This is a genomic window from Streptomyces sp. V2I9 (genome assembly GCF_030817475.1).
In the GTDB taxonomy this organism is placed as follows: domain Bacteria; phylum Actinomycetota; class Actinomycetes; order Streptomycetales; family Streptomycetaceae; genus Streptomyces.
The window spans coordinates 1,407,789-1,421,694 of the sequence record NZ_JAUSZJ010000002.1 but is presented as its reverse complement, the minus strand read 5'-3'; the positions used below and the strand labels follow the sequence as shown (position 1 = coordinate 1,421,694).

Here is a 13,906-nt window from a genome sequence, read left to right as displayed (position 1 = left end):
CGGGCGTGGGCTGGACGGTCCTCTACATCGCATTCGGTCTGGTGGCCCTGTGGCTGCTGGGCGAGGTGCTGTTGCAGTACAAGGCGCGACTGCGGTGGCGGCTCCTCGCCTTCGCCGGGTTCCTCGGCGTGGTCGCCGGGGTGCTGCTGTCGTCGGTGCCGGTCATCGTCATCGGCACGCTCGCCTTCGCCACCGGCCAGGCTTTCGTGACGCTGTCCTTCCGGCGCGGCTTCTCCACCGGCTGGGCCATCGGCGGGAATCCGGGCGAGAGCCGCCGGCGCAGGTCCGGCGGCGAGGGCGCCGCGGTGAAGGACCCGACCCTGGAGGTCTCCGGCCTGGAGATCTCGGACGGCGAGCCCGCCGGGTACGACACGCCCCCGGCCGCGCCGCCCACGCCGTCCGTCTACGCCCCGCAGCCGATGCCCGACGACACCGGCCAGTACGGCGTCTACGGGGCCACCGGTCACGGCACGAACGCCGACGGCGGCCAGACCCCCGGCCACGACACCTCCCCTCCGGCCCAGCCGCAGTACCCCGCGTACGACCCCTACCCCGGCTACGAACCGCAGCCGGCCCAGGACCCCTACGCGGGAACGTACGACTACGGCGCCGACCCGCAGAGCTACGCCGCCTACTCCGACCCGTACATCGGCACCACCAACGGAGCCCCCTCCTACGGGGGTTACGACGGTTACGGCCACGACGGCCACAACGGCCAGGGCGGGCAGCAGAATTACGCCGACCCGTACGGCCGGAGCCACGGCTCGGAGCAGTACGCCACCGACACCCCGCCCGGCGGGGTGTGGGTCCCGCAGCAGCGTGACGCCGAGCAGTACCCCCCGATGCCGCCGGAGCAGCCCGCCGGGCCCACCCCGTACGGCAACGGCTACGACACCGGCCAGAACGAGCAGTACCGCTACTGAGACCGTTCCGCCGCCGGGGGCCGCGCCACCCGGCGGCGGAACGGTCTCAGCGGGAGCCCCGGAAGCCGTCGCCCTCCACCACGAGCCCGGCCACCAGGGCCCCCGACATCCCGGCGTGCGCGAGCCCGCCGCCGGGGTGCGCCCAGCCGCCCGCGAGGTACAGCCCCGGCAGCCGGGTCAGGTTGCCCGGATGCAGATACGCCCCCGCCGCCCCGGCCAGCGCGGGCGGCGGTACCGCACCGCCCTCGGCCCCCGTCTCCGCCTCGGTCTCCGCGGGCGTGCGGATCTCCGTGCGCAGGATCCGCTCCCGCAGCCCCGGAACGGCTGCCGCCGCCCGCTCCACCAGGACCTCAGCGAACCGCCGCCGCACCTCGGCGTCCCGCCAGTCCACCGGACCCTGCGGGGCCACTGTCGCGGTCAGCGTCACCGCCTCGTGCTCCGCGTCCGGCCGGGTCGCCGGATCGTCGGGCCGCAGCACGGTCACCGTGGGGTGCGCGGCGACCCGCCCCCCGAACACGGCCTCCTGCTCCGCCGCACCGCGGGCGCTGTGCACCACGGTCCGGTGCACCGCGTCCGCCTCCCGGCCCCCGCGCAGCGACAGCAGCACCGAGAACCGGCCCGCCGCGCCCGCGCCGGAACCCGGCCGGACCGCCACGTCGTCCGCGCCCCGCACCGGCCGGTCCGGCACCAGTCCCGCGTGCGGCCGGACCCCGAGCACCACCCGGTCGGCCTCGGCCACCGTGCCGTCCGCCAGCTCCACGCCGGCCGCCCGGCCGTCCTTCTCGACGACCCGGACCACCTCGGCCCCGAAGACGAACGCGACCCGGCGGGCCACGCACCGCTCGTACGCCGCGCGGGCCAGCTCCCGCATCCCGCCCATGACGTACCAGCTGCCGAAGGTCTGCTCCATGTACGGCAGCAGCGCGGCGCTCGCGGGTGCGGTGCGCGGGTCGAGACCGTGGGCGAGCGCGTACCCGTCCAGCAGGGCGGCCAGCCGGGCGTCCGCCAGTTCCCACGCGCCGATCTCCGCGACGGTGCCCGCCTGCCGGGCCGCGCGCAGCAGCCGCCGCTGCCGCACCGCCGGATACGGATCGCGCCCCAGTACCTGATGGTCGGAGCGCAGGGGCTCCTCCAGGAGCGGTCGCCGCGAGCGGTCCCAGGCGTCCCGCGCCCGGTCCATGAAGTCGCTCCAGCGCGCCCCGGCGCCCGCGCCCAGAGCCCCGTCCAGGGCGGCGGCCACGCCGGCCCGCGAGGCGTTGGGCAGGGACACCGCCGTGCCGTCCGCGAAGAGATGGCGGCTCGCCGGATCGACCTGGGTCAGCGTCACGCACTGCTCCAGGGACTCCTTGCCGGTCTTCACGAACAGGTCCCGCTGGACGGCGGGGAGGTGCAGCAGTCCGGGCCCGGTGTCGAAGACGAAGCCGTCGTGCTCATGGCGGCCGACCGAGCCGCCGTAGTTCGCGGACCGCTCGTAGACCGTCACCTTCTCGCCCGCGACGGCGAGCCGGGCGGCCGCCGCCATCGCGCCCGTACCGGCGCCGATCACCGCAATGCGTGCCATGCCGGTGACTCTACCGACCGGCGGCGAAGGCGTGGCCGGGAGGCCGGGCCCGCCCCCGGGCCAGGCGTTTCCCCTCCCGCCGCCGGACCCGGCGGCAGGAGAAGAGGGTGCGGGGCGGTGCCCTGAGTACCCGTACCTAGCACCACAGATGAGTACCCGCGCGGATGGGCCCCCACCGGCGCGGACGGCAGAGTGATGACCACGGAAGGGGCGCTGCGCCGGGACCGCCGGCACGGGGCGGCGGAACGGCGCGGTACCCCTGACGCAACGGGGGTGCACGACGGAGGCCCGGGGACCACGGGGGACATACGGGGTCACGGGGAACGGGTTTCCGGAGGTACGGAAGACGCCGGCACGGTGGAGTTCACGGGGGAAGCGAACTCCGGCGGCCGGCGTCTTCGACGTTGCCGTACGTACTCCGCGCCCGGTCGGGCGCTCCGGCGGGCTCCCGGACGGACCCGCCGTCTCAGCGCCCGCTGACCCGGCCGTGCAGCAGCAGGGACAGCGCCGAGTGCACCTCGTCGATCGAGCGCTCCGGCTGGAACGCCTGCCAGTCCAGCGCCGCCACCAACACCATCCCGACCAGGGCCGCGGCCGTCAGCGGGATGTCGATCTCCTCGCTCAGCTCACCGCCGCGCACCGCGTCCCGCAACACGTCCTCGACCACCGCGACGGCCTCCTGGCGCACCACCAGCAGCGTGGACTGCCAGGCGCGGGTTGGTGCGCCACAGCTCGGCCACGTACAGCTGGGTGAAGGCCGGGTAGCGGTCGATGAAGGCGAGTCCGGCGCGGATCATCGCGTCCAGCGCCTCGACGCGGGTGCCGCCGCGCTCCGCGCACTCCTCGGCGGCGGCCCGCAGCGAGGCGGTGAGCAGCCCCACGCCGTGCCGGAGCAACTCCTCGAACAGCTCGGTCTTGCTCTTGAAGTTGTAATAGACCGTGCCCTTGGCGACCCCGGCCCGCTCGGCGATCTCGTCGACGGTGGTGGTCGAGAAGCCCTTCTCGGCGATGAGCGTCACCGCCGCCTCGTAGAGCTTCTGCCGGGTGGCCTGGCGGCGGGTGCTGCCACTGCTTTCCATGGAGGGGATTCTTCCAGGCCGCGGGGCGACCGGCGGCTCGACCGCGGGCGCGCTCACAGGCTCAGCTCCGGGTGCAGCCGGCTCAGGCTCCACACCTGCTTGCGGCGGGCGGTGAACGCGGTCAGGGCGAGCGCGCCGACGGTGAAGGCCGCCAGCACCGCGCAGCCCAGCCAGACCGGGGTGAGCGGACCGCCCGTGATCAGCCTGCGCAGCCCCTCGACGACGTACGTCATGGGCAGGTACGGGTGGATCGCGCCGAAGAAGCCGGGGCTGGTCTGCACGGGGTACGTGCCCCCGGCCGAGGTCAGCTGGAGCATCAGCACCACCAGCACCAGGATGCGCCCGGCCGCCCCGAAGCAGGCGTTCAGCCACTGCACGATCGCGGCGAAGCAGCAGGTCACCAGCGCCAGGAAGCCGATCGTTCCGGCGGCGTGGGTCATCTGGAGGCCGAGGCCCCAGTGCAGGACGGCCATCAGGGCGCCGACCTGGAGCGTGCCGATCGCGGCGACCGGGAGCCAGCCGGCCAGCGCGATCCGCCAGGAGGAGGCCCCGGCGGCGAGCGCCCGCCTGTTGAGCGGCTGGATCAGCATGTACGCCACCATCGCGCCCACCCACAGGGACAGCGGGATGAAGTACGGGGCGAAGCCGGTGCCGTAGTTGGGGGCCTCGTGGAGGGACCGGGAGGCGAGCTTGACCGGGTCGGCCATGACCTCGGTCCGGGCGTCGCGGTCCTTCTTGTCGTAGTCCGGGATCTTGTCCACGCCGTCGTTGAGCCCCTGGGCCAGTGCGGTCGAACCGTCGCCGAGCCGGAAGAGACCGCCGTCCAGGTTCTCCGCGCCGGTCTTCAACTTGCCGACCCCGGTGTCCAGTTCGCTGGAGCCGGTCTGTGCCCCGCCGAGGCCGGTGTGCAGCGCCTGCGCCCCCTTGGCGACCTTGTGGGCGCCGGTGTTGAGCTCGTTGACCTTGGTCACGGCCGCCGCCAGGTCGTCGTCCAGCGTCGGTGCGCGCTTCGCGAGGTCCTCGGCCTGCTTCTGGAAGGCGGTGAGCTGGGTGCTCAGCTTCTTCAGGTCGCCGTTCTGGTTGGTGACCAGGGTGTTCACGTCGGCGGAGACCTTCGCGACGTCGGCGGCCGCGGTCTCGGCGCGCTCCAGTGCCGGGCAGGCGGTGGCGTCGGGCTCCTCGGCCTCCTCGCACTGCGTGCGGTGGATCTCGGTCAGCTCGTCGGCCGCCTTCTTCGCGCCGGACGCGGCGGTGGGCGCGCTCTTCACCAGCAGGTCGAGGTTGTGCCGCACGGCGGCGGAGGAGTCGGCGACCAGCAGGGCCGTGTCGCGGATGGACTTCCCGTTGTCCTGGAAGAAGGGCCGTACGTCACCGGCGATCCCGTTGACCTTGTCAGCCAGGACCTGGGTGCCCCCGGCGACCTGGCCGGAACCCGTGGCGAGCTCGCGCGAGCCCTGGTTCAGCTTGACGATGCCGTCCGAGAGCTTCTTGCTGCCCGCCTTGGAGTCCTTGAGGCCGTCCGCGAGGTCCTCGGAGCCCTTCTTCGCCTTCGATATGCCGCCCTTGAGGTCGTCGGCGCCCTTGGCCGCCTCGGCGGTCTTGTCGTGCAGATCGGAGAAGTTGATGAAGATGCGGTCCAGGAAGGACCGGGAGGCGTTCGTGGAGGCGGCGTTGCGGACCTCGCCGAAGACGGTCCGGGAGATCTGGCCGACGATGTAGTTGTTGGCGTCGTTCGTCCGGACCTGGAGCGCGCCGGTCTCGGGGGAGTCCCCGCCGCTGGAGGCGATCTTCCTGCTGAAGTCCGGCGGCATCGTCAGCGAGAGGTAGTACGTGCCCTCCTCGACGCCCTTCTCGGCCTCGGCGGAGCTGACCTCGTGCCAGTCGAACACCCGCGAGTCGAGCAGCTTCTCACTGATCTCGTCCCCGGCGGCGAGGCGCTTGCCGTCGGTGGTGGTCCCCTTGTCGTCGTTGACCAGGGCGACGGGCAGCTTGTCCAGCTTTCCGTACGGGTCCCAGAACGAGCACAGGTACAGGGCGCCGTAGAGCAGCGGCAGGAGCAGCAGGGCCACCAGCGCGGCGGCCGGCAGCTTCCCCCTGCCGAACCGCTTCAGCTCAAGCGCGGCCAGTTTCGGCGAACGCATCGGCCGTCTCCTCGTCGGTGGTGGTCGGGTCGTCGGTGGGCGTGGACGTCCGCACGTCGGCCGCGGACGTGTCGTCGGCCGCGCGGGCGGTGCGGACGACGAGCGCGTCCTCGGGGGCCTCGCTGCACACGGCGAGCACGGTCGTCCCGGCCTCCGCCACGGAGCGCAGCAACGCCCAGGCGTGTGCGCGTTCGGTGTCCGACAGCTTGAGGTCGGTGTCGTCCACGGCGAGCAGGCGCGGCTTGCCGATCAGCGCCAGCGCCACCGACAGCCGCAGCGCCTCCAGCCGCTCCAGATCGCGTACGGAGGTGCGTCCCGCCTTGGGGAGCGTGGCGAGGTCGAGGCCCGCGGCATCCAGGGCCTCGTCGACGCGGGCCTTCGCGGCGGCCCGGCGCTCGGCGCGCGGGCGCAGCAGGCCGCGCAGGGAGGCGGCGTAGCGGCCCTGGAGAAGGGCGCGTTCGCCCAGGTGCTCGGCGACCGTGAAGGCCGGATCCAGTTCGCTGACCATCGGGACCGGCCCCAGCGCGGCGATCGCGCGGACGGCGGCGGCCTGCCGGGGCAGCCGCAGGCCACCGGTCTCGGCGTGGCCCTCGGTGGTGCGCATCCGGCCGGTCAGGGCGAGCAGCAGGCAGGTGCGTCCCGAACCGGACGGCCCCTCGACGGCCACCAGCGTCCCCGGCTCGGCTCTGAACGTCACGTTCCGGAAGACCCAGCCGCGCGGTCCCTTCAGTCCCAAGCTCTCGGCGGCGACCGCCGCGCCGTGCGGGCTCTCCACAGACCCTCCCCTTTATGAACTGACCAGTCAGTGCAAAAACTAGTCCGAACACGCGCCCGAGGCAAAACGGGAGGTCAGCGGGGTGGAAGAACCGATTGTCAGTGGTGGTTGCCACCATGGACACAGACGGCCACGGAGCCGTCACACGACGACAGGAGGTTCGTCATGGCCAGCTCGTCCGCAGCCGCCGCCCCGCGGCGCCGCGCAGGCAGCCCTGCCCCCTCACTGACCGGTCCTGCCGGCGATGTCCACCCCGTCCTGCGCCGCACCACGGCGCCGCCCGCCGCCCTCGATCTGCTCGCCAAGGCCCGCTCCGGCCTCGACGAGGCCGCCGTGCTCCACGAGCCCAACGAGCGGTACGCCACCGCACACCTCGCCGCCCTGCGCACCGCCGCGGCCGTGCTGGCCGCCCGGGGCCGGCCCGAGACGAACAAGCGCCGCCGCGACCGCATCCGCAGCGCCTGGGAGGTCCTCCCGGAGATCGCCCCGGAGCTGACCGAGTGGAGCGCCCTCTTCGCTGCGGGGGCCGACCGCCGGGCCCGCGCCGAGGCCGGCATGCCGGGAGCCGCCAGCGGGCGCGACGCCGACGACGTGCTGCGCGACGCCGCGATGTTCCTGCGCCTGGTGGAACGGCTCCTGGTGCTCCAGCCCGCCCTGCCGCAACCACGCGCGGAGCGGCCGGGCGGCGGGTGATCCGGGGCCTGCCGCGGCACCACCGCCCTACGGCGGCGACGGCGGGCCGGCGCCGCACCCTCGGCGGCGGTGCGAGGCCATAGGGTGGTGACCGCTCACCACCACCGCACTGTCCACGCTCCGCCGTCCCCGGCGGCACCGTGTCGAGGAGTCATCTGCCGTGTCGGACCAGCCGCGCCCCCGCGCCTCCCTTCGTACCGCCGTGGTCTGGGAGGTCCTCAAGGACGCCCTGGACCGCCAGGCCGAGGCGGTCGGCAGGGACGCCCTGGACGTCCTGGACACCGGGGGCGGCACGGGCAACTTCGCCGTGCCCGCGGCCCGGCTCGGCCACCGCGTCACTGTCGTCGACCCCAGCCCCAACGCGCTCTTCGCGCTGGAGCGCCGCGCGGCCGAGGCCGGAGTGGCGGACCGGGTCCGGGGCGTCCAGGGCGACATCCTCGGACTGTTCGACGTCGTCGACCGCGACGGCTTCGACGCGGTGCTCTGCCACGGCGTCCTGGAGTACGTCGACGAGCCCGCCGCAGGCGTACGCAACGCGGCCGAGGCGCTGCGCCCCTCCGGCGCGCTCAGCCTGCTGGCCGCCGGAGTGGGCGGCGCCGTCCTGGCCCGCGCGCTCGCGGGGCACTTCACCGAGGCCCGCCAGGCGCTCACCGACCCGGCCGGCCGCTGGGGCGAGGGCGACCCGGTGCCCCGCCGGTTCACCGCCGATCAGCTCTCCGGACTGGTCTCCGACGCCGGTCTGGAGATCGCCGCGGTGCACGGCGTCCGCGTCTTCGCCGACCTCGTGCCGGGCGTCCTGGTGGACACCGAGCCCGGCGCGGTGGAGGCCCTCCTCAAGCTCGAAGCGGCCGTCGCCGAGCAGCCGGCCTTCCACTCCGTCGCCACCCAGCTCCACGTTCTGGGCGAGAAGCGCCGCTGATCAGCAACGCAGCGACGGGACGGAGTCGGGCTCAGGACCCCCGCACCGCGCGCGAGCCCCGTATGATCGGGTGACACCATCCGGCATGGCGGAACGGTCGTCGGGGAATCTACGCCTCAGCAGCCGAGCCGACATAGCGGTCCGGACTGGCTGAAGGCTAGAGGGCGGGTTTCACGGGGGCGAATCCCTGCCTATCCTGGAAGGGCCGCATACCGGTCGCCCCCGCGGCCGACGACGAGGAGGATCCCGTGCCGCTCTCGGAGCACGAGCAGCGCATGCTCGAGCAGATGGAGCGAGCGCTGTACGCCGAAGATCCCAAGTTCGCGACAGCGCTCGAGGGAAGCGGACTGCGTACGTACACCCGACGAAGGGTCTACCAGGCGGTCGCAGGCTTCCTGGTGGGTATCGCGCTCCTCATGGCCGGAATGGTCGCCCAGCAGATCTGGATCAGCGTGGTGGGGTTCCTCGTCATGCTCGGTTGTGCCGTGCTCGCGGTCACCGGATGGCGCAAGGCGCCCAAGCCCGGTGAACAGCAGCCGGCCGCCGCAGGCGGCGGGGACAGCGGCGCGAGCCGCCGACCGAGACAACGCCGGTCGATGATGAACCGCATCGAGCAGCGGTGGCAGCGCCGCCGCGACGAACAGGGCCAGTAGAACGCCACGGCCCTGTTCTTCTTCACAGGGTCCGGCGATGGCGCGAGGTACGACACCGACGGGTGAGGGGCGGCCGCAGGAATGCGGCCGCCCCTCACCCGTTGCCGGACGGAGCCGCCCGCGGTGGAGAGTGCCGCGGGCGCCCTCGGCCCGAGCCCCAGCGCCGTCGCCTCCGCCCTCCGCAGGGCGCGCCTCCGTTCCCGCCGGGCCGTCGCTCCCGTTCTCGCGGAGGCTCGGTCCGCCGTCCGCCTCAGCCGTGCTGGCGTGCGAGGCGGCGCAGCCGGGCCGGCCAGCGGCCGGCTCCCGGGCGGCCGGACCAGCGCTCCGCGAGCGTCGCCCGCCGGTCGGCGACGGCCCACACCACCCGGACGGACGATCGGGGCAGGAACATCGCCCGCAGCCGGTCCCCCCGGTCCGCCGCCGCCTCGAGACCCGCCCGTACCGCGAGGACGTCGTCGGCCTGCCCCGCCGTGGGGCGCGGCTCGGGGGCGTACAGCACCTGCTCCACCGAGCCCGCGATCCGGTGCACGGCCTCGGCCGCCCCGGTGTCGAGCCGGCCCAGCCGTACGATCCTGGCCGCCGCCTTCCGGGGCGTCAGCGACTCGTCCGGCGCGATGCCGTGGTCCCAGGCCGTGTCGGTGACCTCCCGCCAGGCGGCCAGCGTCCGCGCCGCGGCGTCGGCGGGCGACCGGCCCCCGGAGCCCAGCCGCCGGCTCCGCGTCCGGGTCCGCCACAGCAGCGGTGACAACGGCAGAACCAGCACCACGACCGCCGCGAGGGCGACCAGCAGCACCGTCCCGGCAGGGGTGCCCCGGTCGGAGGGCAGCGCCGCCCCCGGCTCCTGCGAGGGGCCGCAGCCACCCTCCTGGCGCAGCTGCGGCGGGCAGCTGTTCTCGGTGGAGGGCGCGGCGGACGGCTCGGCCGAGGCGGCGGCCGAGGGCTCGGCCGCTTCGCTCACGCTGTCCGTGGGCACCTCGGGCCGGGTCCACGACGGGGTGCTGCCCCGGCTCGGGGTGGGCTCGAAACGGGTCCACCCGACACCCTCGAAATACAGCTCGGGCCAGGCGTGCGCGTCACGCAGTCCGACCGAGATCGCCCCGTCCGACTTCATGGTGCCCGGAGTGAAGCCCACCGCGACCCGCGCCGGGATGTCCAGTGTCCGGGCCATCGCCGCCATCGAGAACGAGAAGTGGATGCAGAAGCCCTCCTTGTCCCGGAGGAACCGCTCGATGGCGGACGTTCCGGTCCCCGAGGTGACCGACGTGTCGTACGTGAAGCCGCCCTCCGAGGCGAACCAGTCCTGGAGCTTCACCGCCCGCTCGTAGGCGTTGGCCGAGCCCCCGGTGACCCGCTCGGCGGTCTCGGCGACCACGGCGGGCAGCGAGTCGGGGACCCGCGTGTACTCGCCGAGGAGCTTCTCCGGCGGCGCACCCGCGGCCGCGAGCTGCCCGGCCGTGGGCTCGACGACCAGGCTGCCGACCTCGTACCGCGCGCCGCGCGTGGTCTGCCCGTCGTCGCCGACCAGGGTGCGGCCCTCGGGCTCGTACCGCCAGCGCCCGCCGATCCGGACCTCGCTCGCCGGGTAGGGGAGCGGCAGATACGTCTGCTGGTAGGAGCGCGAGGCGGAGATGTTCGTCCGGACCTCGGTGACGGAGACGTCCCCGCCCAGCCCGTCCGGCTGGGGGAGCCGGTCCGGCACGTCCGTCAGCCGGCGGGTGGAGGAGCGCCACTCGCTGCCGTCGAACTCGTCCAGGGCCAGGATGCGGAGGTAGAGGTCCTGCGGGTTCTCGATGTTGCTGCGGTACGTCATCACCTCCCGGTTCTCCGGCTGGTTGAGGTTGTTCTGCAACGAGACCAGCGGGTTGACGGCGGAGATGGTGCCGCCGCCGCTGCCCCGGCCGTTCCCCGGTCCGCTGCCGCCCAGCAGGCCGTTGTCCAGGGCGGGCAGGGCCAGCGGGGCGACCAGGGCCACACCGAGCGCCACGGCACCGATCCGCCGGCCGGTGCGGACGGGGGAGGACCCGCCGCGCACCCCGGACAGCCCGTCCGCCAGACCTCCCGTGGTCCGCGAGGCGCCGCCGAAGACGCGACCCCACTGGGAGAGCCGGTCCCGGCCCTCGGCCAGCAGGAGCAGCAGATATCCGGCGGCGGCCAGCACGAACCACAGCCGGCCCGCGCCGCCGTCCGAGAGGCCGGCCGCGACCGAGTACAGCGCGAGGAGGGGCAGCCCGGCCGGGGCCGCGCTGCGGAAGGTGACCGCCATCGCGTCCACCGCGAGACCGATCAGGAGGACACCGCCGACCACCATCAGCTCGATGCCGTCGGTCAGCGGAGCCGGAATGGCGTACGTGCCGACGTCCTCCCCGCCCGCCACCAGCAGCTCGCCGAGCCGTACGACGGCGGCGGGCCCCGGCACCACGCCGAACAGAGCCTGGTCCCGCGCGAACACCAGCGTCAGCAGCACCAGCGTGACCAGCGTCTGGACGGCGACCGTCAGCGTCCTGGCCAGCGGCGCGCGGCGCGCGAGGGCACCCACCCCGCTCTGGACGCCGAGCAGCACGGCCGCCCGCACCAGCCAGCCGGCCTCCTCCACCAGCGGGATCAGCGCACCCGCCGCCAGCAGTGTCGCCGCGTAGGCACACAGCGCCAGCCTGGTCCGCCCGCTCATGACCATCCCCCCGCGAATCCCGTCGGCCCGCCGCTCGGGGCGGGCGGCGTGTCCGAGCGCATCCCGCCTGCCAGCTCCCACAGATCGGGCAGTTCGTCGCCCGGCTCCACCGGCACCGCGGTCCAGCCCGACTCGCGCAGCCGCCGCAGCCGCTCCTCGGCCCGCCCCGCCCCGCCCGCCTCACCGGCCCAGGCGGCGCTGTCCAGTACGAAGGCCACCCCCGCACCGGCGCGCTGCCGCATCCGGGCCGCCACCGCCGCCTGTTCCTCGTCCAGATCGCCGAAAAAGGCGATGAGCAGTCCCTCGTTGCCGCCGCGCAGCACGTCGTGGGCGCGGGAGAGGCCCCCGCCGTCGGAATGGCCGACCACCGCGAGCGTGTCGAGCATCAGCCCCGCCGAGTCCGCCGACTCCTGGGTCGATCCGGCGAAACCGCCGGTCCCCTCGCCGGGCACCGCGTTCCCGTCGTCGGTGAGCAGCCGGACGGCGAAGCCGCGCTCCAGCATGTGCACGAGGGCGGAGGCCGCCGCCGAGACCGCCCACTCGAACGCCGAGTCGGGCCCGGCTCCCCGGTAGCCGACCTGCCGGGTGTCCAGCAGGACCGTGCACCTGGCCCGCTGCGGCTGCTCCTCGCGGCGCACCATCAGCTCGCCGTGGCGCGCGGTGGAGCGCCAGTGGACCCGGCGCAGGTCGTCGCCGTGCCGGTAGCCGCGCGGAATGATGTCGTCCTCCCCGGCGAGGGCGAGCGAACGCTGCCGCCCGTCGCCGTACCCGGACGCCTCGCCCGCCAGCCGCAGCGCCGGCAGCGGCACCGTGCGCGGGATGACGACGAGGGTGTCGTACGCGCTGAAGGAGCGGGTCAGCTCACACATCCCGAACGGATCGCCGAGCCGCAGTTGCAACGGGCCGAGCGGATAGCGGCCGCGCAGGTCGGAGCGGACCCGGTAGGACACCTCGCGGCGGCCGCCCGCCTCCACCCGGTCCAGGACGAAGCGGGGGCGCGGACCCAGCACGTACGGCACCCGGTCCTGGAGCATCAGCAGGCCGGTGGGCAGCCGGGAGACGTTCTCCATCCGCAGGTGCACGCGGGCCTCCGCGCCCGCCGGCACGCGGGACGGTGAGAGCCGCCGGGTCCCCGTCACCCGGTAGCGGGTGCGGTAGAGCGCGGTCACGCAGACCAGGGGCAGCACGGCGAGCAGCAGCCCGACCCGCAGCAGATCGCTCTGGCCCAGGACATACGCGCAGGCGGCGGCGGCCAGACCGGCGGCCAGGAACGAGCGGCCCCGCGTGGTCAGTCCGCCCAGGGCCGTGCGGAGGCCGCCCTTCCGGTCACCGTCCTCGACGGCGCCGGGCTCGCCGGCCGCCATCACAGCCGCCGTGTCCCGGACTGCTGGTGGTACAGCGGACGGCCCTGCTGCCGCGCGGGCGGCGCGGTGCCGTCCGGCGAGGTCGGCACGGGGATGCGCTGGACGATCTCCAGCACCACCTGTTCCGCCGTGCGGCGGTTCAGCTGGGCCTGGGCGGTGGGCAGCAGCCGGTGCGCGAGCACCGGGGTGGCCAGCGCCTGGACGTCGTCGGGCAGGGCGTAGTCGCGGCCGCTGAGCGCGGCGGACGCCTTCGCGGCGCGCAGCAGGTGCAGCGTCGCGCGCGGGGAGGCCCCGAGCCGGAGGTCGGGATGGCTGCGGGTGGCCGCCACCAGCTCCACCGCGTAGCGCCGCACTGCTTCGGCGACGTGCACCGTACGCACGGCGTCGATCAGCTTCACGATGTCGTGGGCGTGGGCCACCGGCCGGAGGTCGTCCAGCGGGGAGAGGCCCCCGTGCACGTCGAGCATCCTGAGCTCGGCCTCGGGGCCCGGATAGCCGATGGAGACCCGCGCCATGAAGCGGTCGCGCTGGGCCTCGGGCAGCGGGTAGGTGCCCTCCATCTCGACCGGGTTCTGGGTGGCCACCACCATGAACGGGTCGGGCAGTTCGTAGGTGTGCCCGTCGATGGTGACCTGGCGCTCCTCCATCGACTCCAGCAGCGCCGACTGCGTCTTCGGCGAGGCGCGGTTGATCTCGTCGCCGATCACGATCTGGGCGAAGATGGCCCCCGGCTTGAACTCGAAGTCCCGCCGCTGCTGGTCGAAGATCGACACCCCCGTGATGTCGGAGGGCAGCAGGTCCGGCGTGAACTGGATGCGCCGCACCGAGCAGTCGATGGACCGGGCCAGCGCCTTGGCCAGCATGGTCTTGCCGACGCCGGGGACGTCCTCGATGAGGAGATGTCCCTCGGCGAGCAGCACCGTCAGCGATAGCCGTACGACCTCGGGCTTGCCCTCGATCACACTCTCCACCGACCTGCGCACCCGCTCAGCTGTGGTGGTCAGATCAGTGAGGCTCGCTCGATCGTCATAGGTCGTCACCCGGCCCTCCTCGGCCCTTCTGCGCAGGGGCCGCCGCGCGTGCCCGCGTGGCCCACCCCGAAGAAATCGGACACTCCGCGGAAGGCCCGG

General features: G+C 74.2%; 10 protein-coding genes and 1 pseudogene. 4 read left to right on the top strand and 7 right to left on the bottom strand.

Annotated elements, in window-relative coordinates; all coding sequences use genetic code 11:
- Window positions 1-5: 5 nt before the first annotated feature.
- On the top strand, window positions 6-923 hold the full coding sequence (locus tag QFZ71_RS06360) for a hypothetical protein (protein ID WP_307667283.1): 918 nt from the start codon (window positions 6-8) through the stop codon (window positions 921-923).
- A gap of 46 nt (window positions 924-969) precedes the next feature.
- On the opposite strand, the gene QFZ71_RS06355 is transcribed toward QFZ71_RS06360, so the two are convergent.
- The 4 genes and pseudogenes from QFZ71_RS06355 to QFZ71_RS06340 all read right to left on the bottom strand — a co-directional run bounded on the left by QFZ71_RS06355 (window position 970) and on the right by QFZ71_RS06340 (window position 6,479).
- On the bottom strand, window positions 970-2,484 hold the full coding sequence (locus tag QFZ71_RS06355) for an NAD(P)/FAD-dependent oxidoreductase (RefSeq protein WP_307667282.1): 1,515 nt from the start codon (window positions 2,482-2,484) through the stop codon (window positions 970-972).
- Window positions 2,485-2,950: 466 nt separating this feature from the next.
- Window positions 2,951-3,563: pseudogene (locus QFZ71_RS06350) on the bottom strand (TetR/AcrR family transcriptional regulator).
- Window positions 3,564-3,616: 53 nt separating this feature from the next.
- Window positions 3,617-5,704, bottom strand: a complete 2,088-nt coding sequence (locus QFZ71_RS06345; RefSeq protein ID WP_307667281.1) for a YhgE/Pip domain-containing protein — start codon at window positions 5,702-5,704, stop codon at window positions 3,617-3,619.
- Window positions 5,676-6,479 (bottom strand): ATP-binding cassette domain-containing protein, encoded by an 804-nt coding sequence (locus QFZ71_RS06340; protein ID WP_307667280.1) that lies wholly within the window; start codon window positions 6,477-6,479, stop codon window positions 5,676-5,678. Before QFZ71_RS06340 ends, QFZ71_RS06345 begins: the two co-directional genes overlap by 29 nt.
- Window positions 6,480-6,644: 165 nt before the next feature.
- On the opposite strand from QFZ71_RS06340, the gene QFZ71_RS06335 reads away from it, so the two are divergent.
- The 3 genes from QFZ71_RS06335 to QFZ71_RS06325 all read left to right on the top strand — a co-directional run bounded on the left by QFZ71_RS06335 (window position 6,645) and on the right by QFZ71_RS06325 (window position 8,744).
- The gene (locus QFZ71_RS06335; RefSeq protein ID WP_307667279.1) at window positions 6,645-7,172 is read left to right on the top strand and encodes an SAV_6107 family HEPN domain-containing protein; all 528 of its coding nucleotides are present in this window, start codon (window positions 6,645-6,647) and stop codon (window positions 7,170-7,172) included.
- A gap of 160 nt (window positions 7,173-7,332) precedes the next feature.
- Complete coding sequence (locus QFZ71_RS06330; protein WP_307667278.1) at window positions 7,333-8,091, top strand: methyltransferase; 759 nt, start codon at window positions 7,333-7,335, stop codon at window positions 8,089-8,091.
- Between the two features lie 248 nt (window positions 8,092-8,339).
- A complete protein-coding gene (locus QFZ71_RS06325) occupies window positions 8,340-8,744 on the top strand; it encodes a DUF3040 domain-containing protein (protein ID WP_030117797.1) in 405 nt (134 codons plus the stop codon).
- A 250-nt stretch (window positions 8,745-8,994) separates the two neighbouring features.
- Here the strand turns inward: QFZ71_RS06325 and QFZ71_RS06320 are convergent, their stop codons facing one another.
- From QFZ71_RS06320 to QFZ71_RS06310, 3 genes are read right to left on the bottom strand one after another with little or no spacing between them, the layout of a single operon-like run.
- Window positions 8,995-11,412, bottom strand: coding sequence for a DUF3488 and transglutaminase-like domain-containing protein (locus tag QFZ71_RS06320; RefSeq protein ID WP_307667277.1), 2,418 nt, complete (start codon window positions 11,410-11,412; stop codon window positions 8,995-8,997).
- Window positions 11,409-12,776, bottom strand: a complete 1,368-nt coding sequence (locus QFZ71_RS06315; RefSeq protein WP_307667276.1) for a DUF58 domain-containing protein — start codon at window positions 12,774-12,776, stop codon at window positions 11,409-11,411. The genes QFZ71_RS06320 and QFZ71_RS06315 overlap by 4 nt, the downstream gene beginning before the upstream one ends.
- Window positions 12,776-13,816 (bottom strand): MoxR family ATPase, encoded by a 1,041-nt coding sequence (locus tag QFZ71_RS06310; protein WP_307667275.1) that lies wholly within the window; start codon window positions 13,814-13,816, stop codon window positions 12,776-12,778. The genes QFZ71_RS06315 and QFZ71_RS06310 overlap by 1 nt, the downstream gene beginning before the upstream one ends.
- Window positions 13,817-13,906 lie beyond the last annotated feature (90 nt).

Excerpts from the sequence above, each read along its gene's own strand:
- QFZ71_RS06355 (WP_307667282.1), bottom strand. The coding sequence starts at position 2,484 with ATGGCACGCATTGCGGTGATCGGCGCCGGTACGGGCGCGATGGCGGCG.
- QFZ71_RS06345 (WP_307667281.1), bottom strand. The coding sequence starts at position 5,704 with ATGCGTTCGCCGAAACTGGCCGCGCTTGAGCTGAAGCGGTTCGGCAGG.
- QFZ71_RS06335 (WP_307667279.1), top strand. The coding sequence starts at position 6,645 with ATGGCCAGCTCGTCCGCAGCCGCCGCCCCGCGGCGCCGCGCAGGCAGC.
- QFZ71_RS06320 (WP_307667277.1), bottom strand. The coding sequence starts at position 11,412 with ATGAGCGGGCGGACCAGGCTGGCGCTGTGTGCCTACGCGGCGACACTG.
- QFZ71_RS06315 (WP_307667276.1), bottom strand. The coding sequence starts at position 12,776 with ATGGCGGCCGGCGAGCCCGGCGCCGTCGAGGACGGTGACCGGAAGGGC.